Below are 19442 nucleotides of genomic sequence, written 5' to 3' on the forward strand. Positions count from 1 at the left end.
TCGGCAAATCATTTTATGTCTAATATTGTAACTGTCATTTCTCCACCTGGTGTATTAATTCTAACTTCATCGCCTTTAGAACGTCCAATAAGTCCTTTTGCAATCGGCGAATCGTTTGAAATAAGACCTTCAATCGGATTTGCTTCAGCAGAACCGACAATCGTATAAGTCTCTTCGTCTCCGTCTGGCAGTTCTTTAAAAGAAACTGTTGTGCCAAGGCGTACTTCATCAGTATTCAATTCGTCTGCTGTGATGATTACAGCATTGCGAATCATCGACTCCAAAGATGAAATTTTCCCTTCTAGGAAGCCCTGATCCTCTTTTGCCGAATCATACTCAGAGTTCTCTGAGAGATCGCCGTGACTGCGCGCGATTTTTATACGCTCGACAACTTCTTTTCGTTTAACCGATTTTAAAAAGTCAAGTTCTTCTTCAAGCTTTTGTTTACCTGATACTGTCATTGGAAATTTCTTTTCTGTAACCATAAACACACCACTCCCTATATTCCTGTTCATAAAAATACTATGCCACTCCATCGAGTTATATGTGACATAGTCCTAATCTATATAGAATTCTGTCATCATCATATTACAATTCCTTGCCAGATTCAAGAATTGTTTTTATTTTTGTAACCATTAAATCAATTGCGACCTCATTATGACCGCCTTCTGGGATAATTATATCCGCATATCTCTTCGTTGGTTCAATGAATTGGTTATGCATTGGACGCACCACGGACAAATACTGTTCAATTACGGATTCAATCGTTCGTCCTCGGTCATTGATGTCTCGCATAATTCGCCTTATAATACGCAAATCTGCATCTGTGTCGACAAATAGCTTTATATCCATCAAGTCACGAACCCTCTCGTCCTCAAGGACCAAAATCCCTTCAAGAATGATAACGTCTTTTGGTTCGATTAGGATGGTTTCTTTTGACCTAGTATGTAGTGAATAATCATACACAGGTTTTTCAACGAATTTTCGGTCCAATAGTGTTTTCACATGGTCGATCAATAGATCCGTGTCAAATGCCAACGGATGATCATAATTTGTTTCTAGCCGTTCTTCAAATTGCAGATGGGACTGATCTTTATAATAATAGTCCTGCTCTATGACGACGACAGAGTTCTCCTTAAAGACTTCGTAAATTGAATTGGTGACGCTCGTTTTTCCCGATCCCGAGCCACCTGCAATGCCAATGACGACAGGTTTTCTTGATTTCATTTCAAACTCCCTTTGCACATTAGAATATCCTGAAAATATGGATAGACCTAGACTAATTTTCTATTACTTTTTTACCGCAATCAAAAGTCCGTCTCCAACAGGAAGCAAAGACGTTTCGAATTCCGGATTACCCATAATCCATTTTGTAAATTCTTTTAAGTTGCGTATCATCGTTCGATTTCGCTTAGGTATATCTTTATCGTCGTGCAGCACCATACCATGCATGAACATATTATCGCAATAAATAACTCCACCTGGTGCTACTACGGGTGCATATTTTTCAAAGAATCGTTTATATTGACCTTTAGCTGCATCGATGAAAAGTGCATCGTATTCTTGATGGAAGATATCCGTACTTTCTGTCAGGAGAGCGTCTGCTTCAATAATAGCAATCCGCTCCGAATAACCGCTCCTGGAAATATAATCAACTGCTTGCATAAAGCGTACGTTGTCTCGTTCGATGGTAACAATGGACACTTTAGGTAATGCAGCTGCAATACGAATTGCAGAATAACCGATAGCACTTCCGATTTCAAGGATTCGATCCGGTTTTTGAATTCTCAACAGACTGATGAACATGTCAATACCGTCACTATCCATAATTGGCACATAATTTTTGTCAGCGAATTGTTCAATTTCAGAGATGAAAGACTCTTTTCCCTTCGCGAAACTCGCGATGTAAGATTTATAAATATCCATTCCACTCATCTCCTGTTCAAGACCATCATTTATCTGATAAATATTTATCTCGGTTTTTCAAGTGCTCGTCGTAAGAATCCGTAAAGTGGTTATCACCTTTTTTATCAGCCAAGAAATAGATGTAATCTGTTTCCGCTGGTTCAATGACCGCTACGATTGAGGATGTACCCGCTCCTGCTATCGGACCTGGCGGCAATCCTTTGTACACATAGGTATTATAAGGATCGTCTTTTTCCAAGTCGACGTATAGAACTCGATCCTTGTGTTCTCCAAGCGCGTAAAGTACAGTAGGATCCGTTTGCAAGAGCATATCATCATCCAAGCGATTGTAAAACACACTTGCAATAATCTCCCTGTCTGATTTCGCAGTTGCTTCTCTTTCCAGTAAGGAAGCAAATGTTAAAAGCCAGTGTACAGACTTATCTTCAGTTTGAAGGTAATCCAGATAGGGTGTTACATTCAAAGCAGTCGCCTGTACCATCGTATCAACAATTTTTGCAACAGATGGGTTTTCTTCATAAAAAGGATAAGTCGCTGGGAACAAATAACCTTCTAGCGGATATTTAATATTTTCCGCTAGAATCTCTTCTGTTAGAATGTTCGAATACTTCCCTATCAACATATCAATCGTTGCTTCATCGCTTACATAATCCATAAATTCTTTTTCAGAAATACCAGTTTGCTTATCGACAATTTTCGCAATTTGTTTCAAAGTCAAACCTTCCGGAACCGTCATTGTAAAAATAGGTTCTCGATATACTTTTCCTGTTTTGAGACTTTCAATTATTTCGTCTAGTGTCATAGCTTTAGTTAAGCCATAAGTACCCGCCTGAAACTGAGTGTTGTTATTAAACTTAACGTAATATTTAAACAGACGCGCATCCTTAACAATTCCTGAAGTTTCGAGCTTAGTTGCAATGAAATCGACACCAGACCCGATTGGAATTTCAACTTCAATCACTTTTTCAGAGTCCGGGTCGACAGGTTGAAGACCTTCTGTTATGTATTTATATGCAAAGCGGCCACCTATAAGGCCGATTAGCAATAAAACCAGTACAATTATCAGTACAATCCTTCTAACTATTTTCACTTCTTTTTTCTTTTCACGCATTCGCTCGAACATGACATCTTTTTTAGATCCATTATCCATGCAGAATCCACCTCTTTCGTTCGAAAACCTCTAATGTCTTCAATGAAAAAACGGCACGGCCTGCACCGCACCGTCCCGTCCGTGCCTATCTGATTTACTCTTCTTCTTCGTTTTCTTCCTCTTCTGCAAGGAATGTGTTCAACATTTCTTCGATCATTTCCCACTCAGCATCGTCTTCAATTGGCATTAATTCGCCATCTTCGTTATCCTCTGAAGGTACAAATGCGGATGCATGAATTTCGATTTCTTCGTCTTCATCTTCTGGCTCTTCACCAAGTACATGATAAAGTACATATGATTTACCAAATTCCTCTGAATCAAATGTGAAAATAACCTCACATACGTGTTCTACGCCATTTTCATCTACAATCGTCATTGTTTCTTGTCCGTGTTCCATTACGATCACCTCATCTATTTTTTAAATCAAGATACCCTTGAAGTATCATGATCGCTGCCATCTTATCAATAACAGACTTTCTTTTTTTACGACTGACATCCGCAACAATCAGCACTCTTTCCGCGGCCATCGTTGTAAGCCTTTCATCCCATAGTGTTACAGGAAAGCCGAATGTTTCTTTCAGTAGTTCCGCGTAGTCTTGAGATGCTTTCCCTCTCGGTCCAACTGTATTGTTCATGTTTTTTGGAAAACCTACTACAAACCCGCTGACTTCGTACTCATTTACTAGTTGTTGGATTCTATCCATGCCAAACTGGCCAGCACCTTCATCGACCTTTACTGTTTCAATGCCTTGGGCTGTCCACCCAAGTGCATCACTGATCGCGATGCCAACCGTTTTGGATCCAACATCCAATCCCATTGTTCTCACTCCGCTTTGCCCCCGTTTTCACGAACGTAAAACTTCACAAGTTCTTCCAGTATTTCGTCGCGTTCCAACTTTCGAATCAGATTACGAGCATCTTCATGACGAGGTATATAGGCAGGATCGCCCGATAGAAGATAACCGACAATCTGGTTTATGGGATTGTACCCTTTTTCGTCAAGTGCCTTGTGCACATGAAGCATGACCTGTTTCACTTCCTGCTCCATCGACTCTTCAGGGAAGTTGAATTTCATCGTCTTGTCGTATGATTCCATAATAGACACCCCGCTTTCAGATCATCCGTTTTACGAATCGGATATCATTCCGTTTCTTATTATAACCGAATTACCGCTCCAGTTAAACAGATTTGACATAATCATACACGGATTGAAGGGCATCATCAAGTTTTGACACATCTTTTGCCCCCGCCATAGCCATATCTGGGCGACCGCCGCCTTTTCCGCCACATTGTGTCGCTACGTGATTGACGATTTTACCCGCATGATAGTTCCCGGATTTTAAATCTTCAGTCACACCTGACACAAGCATCACTTTTCCGTCTACTGCGGCACCAAGAACAATTACCCCTTTTGATAGCTTCTGTTTCAATTCATCCATCATCTGACGAAGACCGTTGTTGTCTTTCACATCCACACGTGCAGAGATTACCGTAACATCATCAATTTGCTGTGCCGATGTCATGACATCCGCCAATTGACTATTGCCAAGTTTTGCAGATAACGAGTCATTTTCACGCTGAAGTTCTTTCATGTCGGATTGTAACGAACCTACCTTTGTCACAATATCTCTCGTATTTGATTTTAAAAGGCTTGCTGCATTGACGAGCAATTCCTCTTCTTCTTTGAATGACCGATAAGCCTCTTGACCAGTAACTGCTTCAATTCGACGGGTACCCGCTCCGATACCGCTCTCGGAAACAATTTTAAACAACCCAATGACAGAAGTTGAGGCAACATGACAACCACCGCAGAGTTCTAATGAGTAATCACCCACAGAAACGACGCGAACAACATTTCCGTATTTCTCTCCGAAAAGTGCCATTGCACCAAGTTTTTTCGCCTCGTCAATTGGTCTTTCGGCAATTTCAACAGCAATGTCTTCCCATATTTTCTCATTGACAATTAGTTCAATCTTCTCAAGTTCTTCTTTCGACACTTGGCCAAAATGTGAAAAATCGAAACGCAGACGATCAGGTCCTACGTATGAACCTGCCTGATTAACGTGCATACCTAGTACTTCTTTCAATGCTTTGTGGAGAAGATGTGTTGCTGTATGATTTTTGACAGTAAGTTTTCTTGCTGCTTGATTTACTTCAGCTACGACCTTTGTATTATTACTCAATTCACCGGAACGAATAATAGCAGTATGCAAGTTTTGACCGTTCGGTGCTTTTTGTACATTTTTAATATCTGCAATGAAGGATTCGCTACTAATAATTCCTTTGTCCGCAATTTGTCCTCCGCTTTCCGCATAGAACGGCGTAGAATCTAAGATGAACTGAACTTCGTCACCTTCGGATGCGCTGTCTACTTGTACACCCTCTTGTAAAAGAGTGACAACTGTCGATTCACTTTGCAGTTGATCGTACCCAACAAATTCACTAGGCACATTAATTTCACCAAGCACACTCGACTGGACACTCATCGAGTCAACGTCTTGACGCGCTGCTCGAGCACGCTTACGCTGACTATCCATCTCCAAATCGAATCCAGCTCGATCAACCGTGACACCCGCCTCTTCAGCAAGTTCTTCTGTCAATTCGAACGGGAAGCCATATGTGTCATAAAGACGGAATGCATCTGTACCTGCAACGATCGTCGAACCTGCTAATTTCACGTTTTCAATTACGCCAGAAAGAATAGCCATTCCATCCGATAAAGTTTCATGGAAACGTTCTTCTTCGTTTTTAATAACTTTCATAATGAACTCTTTCTTAAAGGTAACTTCAGGATAGAAGTCTTCCATGATTTCACCTACGACTGGAACTAATTCAAACATGAATGACTTGTTTACACCTAGCTGTTTCCCAAAACGAACCGCCCTACGCAGCAGCCTTCTAAGTACGTAACCACGTCCTTCATTGGACGGGAGTGCTCCATCGCCGATTGCGAAAGCGACTGTACGTATATGGTCCGCAATTACTTTGAATGCGATATCTTTTTGTTCATCTTCACGGTATGTCTCTCCGGAAACCTTTTCAATCGCATTCATTATCGGCATAAAGAGATCCGTGTCAAAGTTTGTCGGAACTTCCTGGATAACGGATACCAGACGCTCGAGTCCCATTCCTGTATCAATATTTTTTTTCGGAAGCGGCGTATACGAATTATCCGGATTATGATTAAATTCTGAGAAAACCAGGTTCCAGATTTCTAAGTAGCGTTCATTTTCCCCTCCTGGATACAATTCAGGATCTGAGAAGTCATCTCCGTAAGAAGCCCCACGATCGTAGAATATTTCCGAGTTCGGTCCACTTGGGCCTTCTCCGATATCCCAGAAGTTCCCTTCAAGACGAATAATACGATCTTCAGGAAGACCAATTTTATCACGCCAAATCGCATAAGCTTCTTCATCTTCCGGGTGAATTGTAATAGACAGTAACTCAGGATCAAAACCAATCCATTTATCATCCGTCAAAAACTCCCAAGCGCGTACAATCGCCTCTTCTTTAAAGTAATCGCCTATCGAGAAGTTCCCAAGCATTTCGAAAAATGTATGATGGCGTGCTGTTTTTCCTACGTTTTCAATATCGTTTGTTCGAATTGATTTCTGTGCATTGACGATGCGCGGATTTATCGGAACAACTCGCCCATCAAAGTATTTTTTTAATGTTGCCACACCGCTGTTTATCCACAGCAACGAAGCATCATCGATTGGGACAAGTGGAGCGGACGGTTCTACACTGTGGCCATTCTCCTTAAAATACTCTAAAAACAAGTTGCGTATTTCGGATGAAGACATCTTTTTCATAATTGTTTCCTCCTAGTTAATTAAATATGTGTAGTTATGTAGTGTAAGCCTCTTGCTGTAACTTTGAGAACCTTACTGCAAAATGCTAAAGGAAAAGTAGCCATATTGCGCGACATCCTGCTGCAAAGAGGCGGGACAAAGTTCAATCTCTCTCCGCTGCTCATCGACATTCTTTGAGCACAAAAAAATCCCCGTCCCTAAACAAAGGGACGAAGATGTTAGTCTCGCGGTACCACCCTAATTACCGAAACAAATATATCCGGCATCTCTGGTTGCCTTAACGCGGCGGACGGCAGGGATGAGCTGCACTCAAGAGTAGCTTTTCGACATTCTTACTTGAGCACCCTTTCAGCCAAGGGGCACTTTTCTGATCAAGCAGACATGTTTACTTTCTCCGTCAACGTGTTTCATATCAAATATTATTACCATTTAAAGCTTAGTCATAAGACTGTCCAAGTGTGCTTGGAAAACACCACTTATCCGGTTCGTCTTATTTCCATTAAATCGAATCGACTGCTTCTGCATTTCTAATTGGATTATAGAAAAGTTCTGTCTAATTGTCAATCGGAAGCTTCAAGAAACTCATAAGGAGTTACACCCCTCATACCTATCAGCGGGTCAATTGCCATGAAAGTTTCCATCGTTAGTTCGTAGGTTATCGGCAGAGAATCGGTCGGACTGACGATTGACTCATCGGAAATTCCTGTAGCCTTATCCTCTTCAACTTCCGACTCGATCATGCTTCCATTAAGACGCTCTTTCAGTGTAGTCTGACGCTCCATTTCATCAGTCCGTGCTATACCTGTCCTGAACTCTTCAGGTTCTCCACAGAGAATAAGGAAGTTTTTTGCACGGGTGATGCCAGTGTATAACAAATTGCGACGCAACATTTTACGATGTCCACGAACGATTGGCATGATAACAATTGGAAATTCACTACCTTGAGATTTATGGATTGAACAGCAGTAAGCAAGTGTAAGTTGGTTAAGGTCGTTCCGTTCATAGGTAACTTCAATTCCATCGTACGATACGATGAGCAGTTCTTTTTTATCAATTGTTTCTTTCGCTTTTATAATCGAAATGACCTCACCCATATCACCGTTAAAAACATTACTCTCAGGTTGGTTGACAAGCTGTAGTACCTTATCTCCAATCCGGTAAACCGCTTCCCCAAAAACAACTTCTTTTCGTTTTGGCCCAGGCGGATTAACCATTTCCTGGATCATCTTGTTCAACCCATCAATACCCGCAGGTCCGCGATACATGGGTGCAAGTACTTGAATATCCTTGATAGGATGACCTTTGACGATTGCACTTTTTACAACCTGTTCTACAACTTCTAGAATTCGGTCACTACTTGCTTTAATAAAAGAACGATCCGACGTCTTCTTAGTAATATCATCTGTCCATTCTGACCGCTTAATCATATGTGCCATTTCAATTATTGATGAACCTTCACTTTGTCGAAATATTTCAGTCAGTTCAACGACGGGAACTTTCCCAGAATCCAGCATATCACGCAGCACTTGTCCGGGTCCGACGGGCGGTAGCTGATCTTGGTCTCCGACGAACAACAGTTGAACATCATTCGCAAGCGCCTTTAATAGCTGATGTGCAAGCCATGTGTCTACCATCGACATTTCATCGATGATAATAAGACGTCCTTCAATTTCTCGCTCAGTCTCTTCTTCCTTTTCCAACCCATTAAACCCAAGTAGTCGGTGAATAGTCATAGCGGGTAAACCTGTCGATTCGGACATACGTTTAGCAGCACGTCCGGTTGGCGCTGCTAGAACAATGGGAAATGTTTCTTTCTTCTTCGCATATTCTGTTGGATCTAGTGACAACCCATGTAATTCAGCATACACTTCCACAAAACCGCGTATCACTGTCGTCTTCCCTGTTCCAGGACCACCCGTCAATATCATTAATGGTGAATGGAGTGCAGTTTCAATCGCAGACACTTGTGTTTCCGCATAATTGACAGAGAGTCTTTCCTCTACTTCCCCTACAGCTTTCCTAATTTCAGACACAGGGAATTGATCGGCGGTATCATTTTCCATAATTCGTTCTAGTTTAGCTGCAATTCCAATTTCAGAGAAGTAAAGGGATGGTATGTATAGTCTTTTTCCCTCTGCAGACAGCTTACCTTCTTCAACAAGTTGAATAATTGCCTGGGAAATATCTGAATATTGAATATCCATTCTTTGACTCATTTCTAATAGTCGTTTCGCTTCAGGCAAGATTGTCTCTGCTTCTACAAACACATGACCTGCTGATTGCACTGCCTGATTCATCGTGTGAAGAATAGCTGCTTTGATCCTCGATGGATGATTTCCCGTAATTCCAAGATTTTTCCCAAGTTCATCGGCGCGTTGGAAACCTACGCCTTCAATCTCTTCAATAAGTCGATAAGGGTTTTCAGTAAGTTGTGAAATCGCTTCTTCCCGATACTTCTGATAAATCCGCATTGCTATTTGCGGACCGAATCCCCATTCGTTTAACTGGATAATCGTCCGTTCGAGTCCCATATTTTGTTCAAGTACGGAAACAAGTGTCTCTTTTTTTTCATCGGATAGCCTTGGAACAGTAGAGAGAACAGACGGATTATCAAGAATCTTTTTTATCGCATCTGTTCCCAGCTGTTTCACAATTGTTTGGGCCGTTTTCATCCCAATGCCCGGAAATAAGTCGCCCGATAAATAATGGACAAGTCCTGTTTCTGTTGCGGGCATCTCTTTCGTAAAAGTATGCACTTCAAATTGAGCACCGTAAGTCGGGTGATTAACAAGTTTCCCAGTGAATTTGTAATCATCTTCAGCATTCAACTGCGGAAAACTACCTTTAACGATAATTTCTTTATCTTCATACCCACTATTCGTTTCACGAACTTTTAACTTCGCAATCGTAAAAAGGCTATCAGGGTTATGGAAGATCGTTACGACCGGTCGCCCGATTAGAAAGATTTCTTCCATGTATTCCATTGCGTTGTTCCCTTCCATAACCGCCACCCCTTCTTATTGGCTATTTCCACCCAGTTGAATCATGTCAAATATATATCGTGCCTGTAGATGTTCTGGTTCGATTGTAAAAGCTTTCTCAAGATGCTTAAGGGCATCATCTTTGTTTTCTGTTGAAACTGCGTACAAAAATCCTAGATTATAATGGGCATCGGCATTATCCTCATCCTGTCCGAGAATAAATAGAAATTCGCTTTCCGATTCTTTAAACAACTCCAAATTTGCAAGGACAATACCGTAGGATAGTCTGATTTCAAGATCATTCGGTGCCAGTTCGGCCGCTCGTTGAAGGTATGGCAATGCCAATTTTTCTTTACTCGATCGTTCGAGACTTTTTCCGAGCATGAAATAAACATCTGCCTCTTCGATACCTTGACGAATTGCTTTTTCATATAGTTTAGCCGCTTCTTCAAAACGCTCTTTATTATAATAAAGATTGGCCAGACCGTAATATGCTGTGCCAGCCTCCGCATCTAGTGTAATCGCCTTCTGAAAAAAAGGTTCTGCTCTTTCGGCATCCCCTAGTGAGGCGAATACATTCCCAAGATTAATATAACCGACCGCATTTTCAGGGTCCTTTTCAACCCCTTGCATAAATGATTCGACCGCTTTTTCATATTCACCTTTTTGTAGTGCAGCAATTCCAATCTCATTGTATTCCATAATTAAATTCTCCTTATCCAACGTAGTCAAGTTGTTTTCCATTTTTGAAAACAGTATCTATTGTTCCCCCGCCAAGACACTCTTCGCCGTCATAAAAAACAACAGCCTGTCCTGGAGTTATTGCACGAACCGGTTCTGCAAATCGGACGATTGCGTTACCGTCTTCAGTCAATTCAACGGTTACTTTTGTATCCGGCTGACGATAACGAAATTTTGCTGTACAACTGAACGTTTTCGACATTTTTCGCACTGTGGAAAAACTAATGTCGATTGCTGTCAAACTATCGGAATAAAGAGCATCATTGTGAAAGTTTTGACCGACCAGAAGAACGTTCGTTTTCAAGTCTTTCCCGATAACAAACCAAGGTTCCCCTGCCCCGCCAATACCAAGACCATGTCGCTGTCCGATTGTATAATACATTAGCCCATCATGACGCCCCATAGATACACCATCCATAGTTTTCATATCACCTGGTTGCGCAGGTAGATATTGTCCTAGGAATTCTTTGAAATTCCGTTCACCGATAAAACAAATACCAGTTGAATCTTTTTTCGTTGCCGTTGATAGGCCTGCTTCTACAGCTTTTTCACGCACCAAACTTTTGTCCATAGCGCCAATAGGAAACATGACTTTTTGCAATTGGTCCTGAGTAAGTTGATTCAAGAAATAGGTTTGGTCTTTATTTTCATCTTTTCCTCGTAGCATCGAAACGCCGCCATCTACTTCAACGACTTGTGCATAGTGCCCTGTTGCTAAATAATCTGCTCCAAGACTCATTGCATGTTCGAGAAAAGCCTTGAATTTAATTTCTTTGTTACACATTACGTCGGGATTTGGTGTTCGTCCCGCTTTATATTCTTCAAGGAAATACGTAAAGACTTTATCCCAATATTGTTTTTCGAAATTTACAGCGTAATAAGGGATTCCAATTTGATTGCAAACACTGATGACGTCTTCGTAGTCCTCGGTTGCGGTACAGACACCAAATTCGTCCGTGTCATCCCAGTTTTTCATAAAGATCCCGATTACTTCATAACCCTGTTCTTTTAATAGTAGTGCCGCAACAGATGAATCGACACCGCCAGACATACCGACAACGACACGTGTTTCTGCTGCTGATTTAGTTGTTATCATTCTATAAACATCCTTTGCTTTTCATTTCACAGACTTTTTCACAATACCAGCGGTTTTGTGCGCGGCTTCCTTAATGGATTCCTCGTTAAGACCAAGACCGAAACTGAACCGAACTGAATTTCGTAGTTTAGCGGAATTTTCACCATGCATTGCAGTAAGAACGTGCGATGGATCAATTGAGCCTGCAGTACATGCAGATCCGCTTGACACAGCAATCCCCGCCATGTCTAAATTGACGAGAAGTGATTCAATATCCGTTCCTGGGAAGCTTATATTCAAAATATGTGGAAGTTTGTCTATATTTTTTCCAGATACTTCATATACGATAGCTTGTTCGTCAAATATGTCCGTCATTATAGTTGTATAGTTAGTGTAATTTAAATTATTTTGTACCATCTCACGTTGTGCGATCGACACCGCTTTCGAAAAGGCAACAATTGCAGGAATATTTTCAGTACCAGCACGGCGTTTCCGTTCTTGCTCTCCCCCAAATATGAGCGGAGAAGTTTCAAGTCCTTTACGTTGATAGAGAAAACCTATCCCTTTTGGTCCATTTAATTTATGAGCAGTAACTGATAATAAATCAACGCCAAGTTCGTCAACATTAAGTGGAATGAGGCCGAACGCCTGTACAGCATCCGTATGGAATACAGCTTGATGACCTTTCAAAATCTCACCAATTTCACGAATCGGCTGAATTGTACCTACCTCATTATTTCCATACATAACCGTGACTAGAATCGTTCTATCAGTAATTGCATTTATAACTTGTTCCGTACTAATTCTCCCATTTTCATCAACTTCCAAATATGTCACCTCGAAACCCAGCAACTCAAGTTGTTTACATGGATTTAAAACGGCATGGTGTTCAATATTCGTCGTGATGATATGATTTCCTTTTTCCTTCATAGCCATTACAGTTCCGAAAACCGCAAAGTTATCCGCTTCAGTTCCGCCTGATGTGAAAATGATTTCCGACGGTTCTGCATTGATGGACTGTGCAAGTAATTTTCTTGCATCATCAAGCCATTTTCGAGATTCTCTGCCGTAACTGTGGATACTCGAAGGGTTTCCAAATACAGATTCAAGCATTTTTATATGAGTCGCGCTTACTTCCGGATGAACCGGTGTCGTCGCTGCATGGTCGAGATATATTGTTGTCATTATAAGACCCCTTTAAATGTAAAACATATAACTGTCTTGTTCATTTGCTTCACCGGATTTCATTAAATCTTCAATAGTCGTTGTGTCAAGTACACTGCGCACTGCTTCACCGATTCTTTTCCACAGTTCTTGCTGAGGGATGTCCGAACCCTCTAAACCTTCTACTAGCTGAATGGGCCCTTCCAAAATACGGATAACATCTCCAGCCGTAATTTCAGCAGGTGATCTAGCAAGCATATAGCCGCCATATGCACCGCGTACACTTTTAACTATTCCACTATTGCGTAGCGGTGGAATCAGCTGTTCAAGATAGGCTTCAGACAACTTCTGTTCTTCGGCAATTTTCCGAAGCGGTACAGGACCTTCCCCGTACTTAGCCCCCAATTCAACAACGATTGTCAGTCCATATCGCCCTTTTGTAGAAATTTTCATATATATCCCGTCCTTTTTTACGATTGCTTCAAAATATTATAGCATATGTGGCCTGTCGGCTTCCTTAAAATGATTTACGTTTGTCTAACGTGTATAATAGAGGAACAGATGTACTGAGGAGTGGTTATTTTGAACAACGAGCCATTGGCGTTTCGCATGCGACCGAACAATATAGATGAGATTGCAGGACAGAAAGAAATTATAGGTGAAAAAACAGCATTATACCGTATGATTAAAAACGGTCACGTTCCTTCGATGCTATTGTACGGTGAACCCGGAATCGGTAAGACATCACTCGCCCATGCAATTGCAGGTACAAGCAACCTTCCTTTCATCGCCATGAATGCGACCGTTTCAGGTAAGAAAGATGTAGAAGAAGTTGTTGCAGAATCGCGCATCACCGGGAAAGTGTTGTTATTCCTTGATGAAATACATCGTTTTAACAAATTACAACAAGATACATTACTGCCTCATGTTGAAAACGGGGCAATTGTTTTAATAGGAGCAACGACTGAAAATCCATATCATGACGTCAATCCAGCAATTCGATCCAGGTGTGGTGAAATTCGTCAATTGGCGCGGTTGGAACCGACTGATTTATTAGTAGTTCTTCGTAGAGCGCTAACAGATGAAGAGCGCGGACTTGGAAAAATGGCAATCGATATATCGGAAGACCAACTGATTTTAATATCTGAAGGTGTTAACGGTGATGCGCGAAAAGCGTTAACCGTTCTCGAATCGGCTGTTTCGGCTAGTGATAGTGTAGACGGAAAAACAATTATTGAAGACTGGCTACTTGAAAATTTACTTGGTCGAATCGGTTTGTTCGGTGATAAAAAAGGTTCTCATTTTTATAATCTTTTATCGGCACTTCAAAAGGCAGTTCGAGGCAGCGATGTCGATGCCGCCATCTATTATCTTGCTAATCTGCTAGAGACCGGAGATTTGACAGCCGTCTCTAGACGTTTGCTCGTTATGGCCTATGAAGATATCGGACTCGCCTCACCATCCGTTGGTCCGCACGTCCTTGCGGCAACAGATGCAGCCATGAGGCTAGGTATGCCAGAAGCTCGCATTCCTTTAGCGAATGCTGTCATCGAAATGTGTTTGTCTTCGAAATCGAATTCAGCTTATAAAGCATTTGATGCAGCTGTCAAGGCCATCAACGAAGGCAAAACTGGGGATATTCCATTACATTTACGAGATACCCATTATGCTGGCGCGGAAAAACTCGGACATACAGGTTATAAATATCCACATGACACGCCTCTCGGTTCTTTCGGTGGCTGGACAAATCAGCAATACTTACCAGAGAAATTAAAAAGTACTGAATTTTACAAACCCGTTCTAGCGGGGGAAGAGAAGAAGTTGGCTGCAATTTACAAGAAGTTAAAAGAGTTTCAAAAGAAAAAGTAATTCAACAATTCAAAACCCTCCTAGCTGTCTCTTTAGGAGGGTTTTGAATAATTGAACATTATTGTGCTACAGCATCCTGAACTGCGGTCGGAATTTTCGCTTCTACACCGCTGCATCCAGTCAATATGAGTGCAACTAATCCAAAAACTAGTAACCTTAATACTTTATCCACACAGTAACATCCTTTCTGCAAAACCTAGTTCATTGTTTACTTAAGTAATTTTACCATAACACATTATAACCCTTGTACTATTTTCGTTACAACCAAAAAGGAACCGCATGAAAATGAATACTCTCACGCGGTTGTCCTATTATACTTTATCTTTTACTCTTTGAATAGGAATGTCTGAAACAATATCGTTAATGACCCAACTTGCGCTGATCAACCCAGCAACTGAAGGAACAAATGCATTTGATGAGGGCGGCATTTTCGCTTTTCGAATCGAAGCTTCCGGCTTGCCAACTGTATCGACCACGTCTTCTCTCACGACAATTGGACTTTCATCAGAAAACACAACCGGCACTCCTTTATGGATGCCCTCTTTCCTTAATCTGAGACGAATTACCTTGGCAACTGGATCCGTATTTGTTTTTGATATGTCCGTAATTTGCAAGCGGGTCGGGTCAGTCTTATTCGCGACCCCCATGCATGAAATAATTTTCACATCACGCGCAATACATTCTTTTATTAAATGAATTTTAAAGCTGATTGTGTCAGATGCATCGATTACATAATCGGGTTTGTAGCTGAAAAATTCTTCAGCTGTTTCCTCCGTATAAAACATATGTAATGAAATAACTTCACAATCTTTGTTAATATCAGCAATACGTTCTTTCATCACTTCTGATTTTGAACGACCGACTGTTGATAAATAAGCAACCAGTTGCCTATTAATATTCGTTACGTCAATATCGTCCTTGTCGACTAGAATAATTCGCCCAATTCCGCTCCTGGCACATGCTTCCGCGGCAAAAGAACCGACTCCCCCAATCCCAAGCACAGCGACTGTCATATTACGCATTCGATCTACACCCTCAGTACCAATTGCCAATTCGTTTCGTGAAAATTGATGCAACAAGAAAAATTCCGCCCTTCTATCTACTAAATTTACAATTTTCCCAATAAAAAACCCCTCAGCACATACGTCAGAGGGGTTTATGATCATGTAAGGAACGAATCCCGATTGTGCCGTCTTTGTAGTATCGCTTTGAACCCGCACTCAGCAGGTGGGTGTCCTATCCGATTCCTTTGACGTCCCGTTGAAGGGCATGTCATTCTAATCGAAATACGGACTCCCGACGAAAAAATGTTCGGTCAAAACTGATTGGCAAATAACGAACACTTCAGGATTCGTATTACATGTATAATATCATAGATTTTATATCATTTCAATCTTTTTTAATACTAGATTTAATCATTTTTCAACATTTCTGATTATTACTTCTTTTTCGTTAATATCTGAATACCGAGTTCTGTGAGCTGCGCATCGTCAACGCTATCAGGTGCAGAGGTTAACAAGCAACTTGCACTCGCTGTTTTCGGAAATGCAATTGTATCCCGTAAGTTTGTAGAACCTGATAGTAACATAACAATTCGGTCGAGGCCGAATGCAATACCGCCATGTGGAGGTGTTCCATAATCAAATGCATCCAATAAGAATCCAAACTGTTCATTTGCCCGCTCTTCAGTGAATCCAAGTGCTTTAAACATTTTTTCCTGTACATCTCTTTTGTAAATTCTTAGCGATCCGCCGCCAAGTTCGTAGCCATTCAAAACGAGATCATAGGCTTGTGCTTTAACCGTTTCAGGACTGGATACCAATTCTTCCACATCTGCTGGCATCGTGAACGGATGGTGAGCTGCATAATAGCGGCCATCTTCCTCATTATATTCAAACAAAGGCCATTCTGTTACCCAAAGGAAATTAAACTTTGATTCGTCGATTAAGCCGCGGTCTTTGCCAAGTTTGGATCTTAAAGCACCAAGCGCCTCAGCAACAACTTTTTTTCTATCTGCAACGAATAACAATAAATCGCCTGCTTCAGCGTCTGCTGCAAATTTAAGTGAATCAATCGCATCTCCTTCAAAAAACTTCGCAATAGGGCCTTTAAATCCTTCTTCATCAACTTTTAACCAAGCAAGACCTTTTGCACCGTAAACCGCTGCATATTCTCCAAGTGCATCGATGTCTTTTCGTGAGTAATCTTCAGCTGCCCCTTTTACGTTAATGAGTTTGACTTGTCCGCCCGACTCGATTGCGCTAGCAAAGACCTTGAAAGATGTATCTTTCACTACGTCTGTTACATCTGTCAATTCCAAAGCAAATCTCGTATCCGGTTTATCTGAACCAAAACGTGCCATCGCTTCGTCATAAGGGAGACGCTTGAATGGAATCTGGACATCAATGCCTTTAACTTTTTTCATAATTTTTTGCATTAACCGCTCATTCAATTCAATAATTTCTTCTATTGACATGAAACTCATTTCCATATCAATTTGAGTAAATTCCGGCTGGCGGTCGGCACGGAGGTCTTCATCACGGAAACAACGGGCAATCTGGTAATAGCGGTCGAACCCTGATACCATCAGCATCTGTTTGAACAGCTGTGGTGATTGAGGAAGTGCGTAAAATTCCCCTTCATGCACCCGGCTTGGCACAAGATAATCCCGTGCACCTTCTGGAGTGGACTTCGTCAAAATTGGTGTCTCCACTTCCAAAAACCCTTCATCGTCTAGGAAGTTTCGAACCGTTTTAGTAATATCTGAGCGCATTTTGAATGTCTTCGCAAGTTTCGGACGACGTAAATCAAGGTACCTGTACTTTAATCTAAGTTCTTCGCTAACATCCGTATCATCTTCAATCATGAATGGTGGGTTTTTTGCTTCATTCACAATTTTTAATTCAGTAACTTGAATTTCAATAGACCCTGTTATTATGTTAGGATTTTTTTGACCTTCTTGGCGCTCAATTACTAACCCAGTAAGTTCAATTACAAATTCATTACGCAGTTTGTCTGCCATTATGATTGCTTCACTTGAAAATTCAGGGTTAAAAACCGCCTGAACGATTCCTGAGCGATCTCGTACATCAACAAAAATCAACCCTCCAAGGTCTCTTCTCTTTTGAACCCATCCTTGTAATGTTACCTCTTTTCCAATTACCTCTTCTGTTAAATCATTGCAATAATGTGACCGTTGCATTGCATTCATCCGCCTCTCTTTATACATTCAATGTTTCTTTAATTTTTTGAACCAATTCTGCAACTGGTACTTTTACTTGTGCACCGTCTTCCATCTTCTTCAATATAGCAACACCTTCTGTCACTTCATCTTCACCTATGAGCACAACCATTCTTGCACTAAGCCGATCGGCTGATTTCATTTGCGCTTTCATTTTACGATCCATATAGTCCATATCAGACCGTATGCCTGCCGCTCTTAGTTCACCTAACAATTTAAAGGCGGGATGACGAGCTGTTTCACCGAGTGTAACGATGTAAACGTCAAGCACCGGTTCCTCATTAAACACTTTGCCTTCCGCAGCCATCGCAAGAAGCAATCGTTCGATACTCATTGCAAACCCAATACCGGGAGCAGATGGGCCACCAATTTCTTCTGCAAGTCCATTGTAGCGTCCGCCACCGCAGAGCGTCGTAATTGCTCCAAAACCTTCAGATGTGCTCATTATTTCAAAAGCCGTATGGTTATAATAATCAAGACCACGTACAAGATTTGCATCGACTTCATAAGCAATTCCTGCATTGTCCAGATACGTTTTCACTTCATCGAAGTAATGTTTTGATGTTTCATTTAAATAGTCGGCTAAAGAAGGTGCCGTAGCAATTAATGGATGATTGCTATCGACTTTACAATCTAAAATGCGTAATGGATTCTTTTCTAATCGCGATTGGCAATCAGAGCAGAACTCACCGATATGCGGATTAAAATGCGCTATGAGGGCTTCACGGTGTGAAGTTCTGCATTCTGTATCACCGAGCGAGTTAATGACGAGTTTCAATTTAGTCAGCCCAACACGTCTATAAACGTCCATAGCTAAACCAATTACCTCCGCATCAATTGCTGGATCTGCACTGCCTATGGCTTCCGCACCAAACTGGACGAACTGACGATAACGTCCCGCTTGCTGACGTTCGTAACGGAACATCGGACCCGTATAGAAAAGTTTCACAGGTTGGTCAGGGTTACCGAACATTTTATGCTCAACAAAGGAGCGGACGACTGCTGCTGTCCCTTCCGGCCGTAACGTCATTGAGCGATTGCCTTTATCCATAAATGTGTACATCTCTTTTTGAACTACATCTGTCGTTTCACCTACAAGACGTTGAAAAAGTTCCGTTTGTTCAAATATCGGTGTCCGGATTTCTTTGTAACGATAGACATCACAAACTTCGTTGATGATTTTTTCCGCTTGCTGCCATTTCCATGTTTCAGACGGTAAAATATCTTGGGTTCCTCTTGGCACTTTGAAATTCATACAATTTCCCCCTTCTAATGAAAAACGTAGGGTGCCTTTCAGATGCGTCGGACTACCCCGAGCTTCTGGCACCGAAGATTGGATATGGATTTGAGAAACAAAAAAAAGACCCCCATCCCTTGCATACGCAAGGGACGAGAGCCTTTATAGCTTCCGCGGTTCCACCCAAATTGACGCAAAGTTGCGCCCACTTTAAATCCGGATAACGGCCGGTTCCGTCTGTACCTA

Annotated in this window: 17 protein-coding genes, 1 other RNA gene and 1 other annotated feature (1 of these 19 only partly in view); of the genes, 1 reads left to right on the forward strand and 17 read right to left on the reverse strand. The window is 41.4% G+C overall.

The window, feature by feature from the left end; genetic code table 11:
* Positions 1 to 8: 8 nt before the first annotated feature.
* The 13 genes from greA to cymR all read right to left on the reverse strand — a co-directional run bounded on the left by greA (position 9) and on the right by cymR (position 13302).
* Positions 9 to 485 (reverse strand): transcription elongation factor GreA, encoded by a 477-nt coding sequence (gene greA, locus AC1TO4_RS10700; RefSeq protein ID WP_482100804.1) that lies wholly within the window; start codon positions 483 to 485, stop codon positions 9 to 11.
* A 103-nt stretch (positions 486 to 588) separates the two neighbouring features.
* Positions 589 to 1227, reverse strand: coding sequence for a uridine kinase (gene udk, locus AC1TO4_RS10705; protein ID WP_482105301.1), 639 nt, complete (start codon positions 1225 to 1227; stop codon positions 589 to 591).
* A 63-nt stretch (positions 1228 to 1290) separates the two neighbouring features.
* On the reverse strand, positions 1291 to 1926 hold the full coding sequence (locus AC1TO4_RS10710) for an O-methyltransferase (RefSeq protein ID WP_482105302.1): 636 nt from the start codon (positions 1924 to 1926) through the stop codon (positions 1291 to 1293).
* A gap of 25 nt (positions 1927 to 1951) precedes the next feature.
* Positions 1952 to 3076 carry an endolytic transglycosylase MltG gene (gene mltG, locus AC1TO4_RS10715; protein ID WP_482105303.1) on the reverse strand — a complete coding sequence of 375 codons (1125 nt, stop codon included), beginning with the start codon at positions 3074 to 3076 and terminating at the stop codon, positions 1952 to 1954.
* Between the two features lie 94 nt (positions 3077 to 3170).
* Positions 3171 to 3473: a DUF1292 domain-containing protein gene (locus AC1TO4_RS10720; RefSeq protein ID WP_482100808.1), complete on the reverse strand. Its 303-nt coding sequence runs from the start codon at positions 3471 to 3473 to the stop codon at positions 3171 to 3173.
* A 10-nt stretch (positions 3474 to 3483) separates the two neighbouring features.
* Positions 3484 to 3903 carry a Holliday junction resolvase RuvX gene (gene ruvX / locus AC1TO4_RS10725; protein WP_482105304.1) on the reverse strand — a complete coding sequence of 140 codons (420 nt, stop codon included), beginning with the start codon at positions 3901 to 3903 and terminating at the stop codon, positions 3484 to 3486.
* Positions 3900 to 4172, reverse strand: a complete 273-nt coding sequence (locus tag AC1TO4_RS10730) for an IreB family regulatory phosphoprotein (RefSeq protein WP_482100810.1) — start codon at positions 4170 to 4172, stop codon at positions 3900 to 3902. The genes ruvX and AC1TO4_RS10730 overlap by 4 nt, the downstream gene beginning before the upstream one ends.
* Before the next feature lie 82 nt (positions 4173 to 4254).
* Entirely contained in the window at positions 4255 to 6888 is a 2634-nt protein-coding gene (gene alaS, locus AC1TO4_RS10735; RefSeq protein ID WP_482105305.1) for an alanine--tRNA ligase, read from the reverse strand.
* 560 nt (positions 6889 to 7448) lie between these two features.
* Positions 7449 to 9890: an SF1B family DNA helicase RecD2 gene (gene recD2 / locus AC1TO4_RS10740; protein ID WP_482105306.1), complete on the reverse strand. Its 2442-nt coding sequence runs from the start codon at positions 9888 to 9890 to the stop codon at positions 7449 to 7451.
* Positions 9891 to 9905: 15 nt separating this feature from the next.
* Complete coding sequence (locus AC1TO4_RS10745; protein WP_482105307.1) at positions 9906 to 10571, reverse strand: tetratricopeptide repeat protein; 666 nt, start codon at positions 10569 to 10571, stop codon at positions 9906 to 9908.
* A gap of 13 nt (positions 10572 to 10584) precedes the next feature.
* Positions 10585 to 11706: a tRNA 2-thiouridine(34) synthase MnmA gene (mnmA, locus tag AC1TO4_RS10750; protein WP_482105308.1), complete on the reverse strand. Its 1122-nt coding sequence runs from the start codon at positions 11704 to 11706 to the stop codon at positions 10585 to 10587.
* A gap of 21 nt (positions 11707 to 11727) precedes the next feature.
* Complete coding sequence (locus AC1TO4_RS10755) at positions 11728 to 12870, reverse strand: cysteine desulfurase family protein (protein ID WP_482105309.1); 1143 nt, start codon at positions 12868 to 12870, stop codon at positions 11728 to 11730.
* 12 nt (positions 12871 to 12882) lie between these two features.
* A complete protein-coding gene (gene cymR, locus AC1TO4_RS10760; RefSeq protein WP_482105310.1) occupies positions 12883 to 13302 on the reverse strand; it encodes a cysteine metabolism transcriptional regulator CymR in 420 nt (139 codons plus the stop codon).
* A 129-nt stretch (positions 13303 to 13431) separates the two neighbouring features.
* Here cymR and AC1TO4_RS10765 point away from each other — a divergent pair, with 129 nt between their 5' ends.
* The gene (locus AC1TO4_RS10765) at positions 13432 to 14718 is read left to right on the forward strand and encodes a replication-associated recombination protein A (RefSeq protein ID WP_482100817.1); all 1287 of its coding nucleotides are present in this window, start codon (positions 13432 to 13434) and stop codon (positions 14716 to 14718) included.
* 311 nt (positions 14719 to 15029) lie between these two features.
* Here AC1TO4_RS10765 and AC1TO4_RS10770 read toward each other — a convergent pair whose 3' ends face one another.
* The 4 genes from AC1TO4_RS10770 to hisS all read right to left on the reverse strand — a co-directional run bounded on the left by AC1TO4_RS10770 (position 15030) and on the right by hisS (position 19214).
* Positions 15030 to 15797 carry a tRNA threonylcarbamoyladenosine dehydratase gene (locus tag AC1TO4_RS10770; protein ID WP_482100820.1) on the reverse strand — a complete coding sequence of 256 codons (768 nt, stop codon included), beginning with the start codon at positions 15795 to 15797 and terminating at the stop codon, positions 15030 to 15032.
* Positions 15798 to 15891: 94 nt separating this feature from the next.
* A non-coding RNA gene (gene ssrS / locus AC1TO4_RS10775) (6S RNA) lies at positions 15892 to 16072 on the reverse strand.
* Positions 16073 to 16156: 84 nt separating this feature from the next.
* Positions 16157 to 17920 (reverse strand): aspartate--tRNA ligase, encoded by a 1764-nt coding sequence (gene aspS / locus AC1TO4_RS10780; RefSeq protein WP_482105311.1) that lies wholly within the window; start codon positions 17918 to 17920, stop codon positions 16157 to 16159.
* Positions 17921 to 17939: 19 nt separating this feature from the next.
* Positions 17940 to 19214 carry a histidine--tRNA ligase gene (hisS, locus tag AC1TO4_RS10785; RefSeq protein WP_482105312.1) on the reverse strand — a complete coding sequence of 425 codons (1275 nt, stop codon included), beginning with the start codon at positions 19212 to 19214 and terminating at the stop codon, positions 17940 to 17942.
* Between the two features lie 127 nt (positions 19215 to 19341).
* Positions 19342 to 19442, reverse strand: a binding site (T-box leader) (it continues 134 nt past the right edge of the window).

The organism is Sporosarcina sp. Y838, assembly GCF_056786515.1.

What these genes read in the sequence shown, in the direction of transcription:
- greA (WP_482100804.1), bottom strand. Translation starts at nt 485, where the DNA reads ATGGTTACAGAAAAGAAATTTCCAATGACAGTATCAGGTAAACAAAAG.
- udk (WP_482105301.1), bottom strand. Translation starts at nt 1,227, where the DNA reads ATGAAATCAAGAAAACCTGTCGTCATTGGCATTGCAGGTGGCTCGGGA.
- AC1TO4_RS10710 (WP_482105302.1), bottom strand. Translation starts at nt 1,926, where the DNA reads ATGGATATTTATAAATCTTACATCGCGAGTTTCGCGAAGGGAAAAGAG.
- mltG (WP_482105303.1), bottom strand. Translation starts at nt 3,076, where the DNA reads ATGGATAATGGATCTAAAAAAGATGTCATGTTCGAGCGAATGCGTGAA.
- AC1TO4_RS10720 (WP_482100808.1), bottom strand. Translation starts at nt 3,473, where the DNA reads ATGGAACACGGACAAGAAACAATGACGATTGTAGATGAAAATGGCGTA.
- AC1TO4_RS10730 (WP_482100810.1), bottom strand. Translation starts at nt 4,172, where the DNA reads ATGGAATCATACGACAAGACGATGAAATTCAACTTCCCTGAAGAGTCG.
- alaS (WP_482105305.1), bottom strand. Translation starts at nt 6,888, where the DNA reads ATGAAAAAGATGTCTTCATCCGAAATACGCAACTTGTTTTTAGAGTAT.
- recD2 (WP_482105306.1), bottom strand. Translation starts at nt 9,890, where the DNA reads ATGGAAGGGAACAACGCAATGGAATACATGGAAGAAATCTTTCTAATC.
- AC1TO4_RS10745 (WP_482105307.1), bottom strand. Translation starts at nt 10,571, where the DNA reads ATGGAATACAATGAGATTGGAATTGCTGCACTACAAAAAGGTGAATAT.
- mnmA (WP_482105308.1), bottom strand. Translation starts at nt 11,706, where the DNA reads ATGATAACAACTAAATCAGCAGCAGAAACACGTGTCGTTGTCGGTATG.
- AC1TO4_RS10755 (WP_482105309.1), bottom strand. Translation starts at nt 12,870, where the DNA reads ATGACAACAATATATCTCGACCATGCAGCGACGACACCGGTTCATCCG.
- cymR (WP_482105310.1), bottom strand. Translation starts at nt 13,302, where the DNA reads ATGAAAATTTCTACAAAAGGGCGATATGGACTGACAATCGTTGTTGAA.
- aspS (WP_482105311.1), bottom strand. Translation starts at nt 17,920, where the DNA reads ATGCAACGGTCACATTATTGCAATGATTTAACAGAAGAGGTAATTGGA.
- hisS (WP_482105312.1), bottom strand. Translation starts at nt 19,214, where the DNA reads ATGAATTTCAAAGTGCCAAGAGGAACCCAAGATATTTTACCGTCTGAA.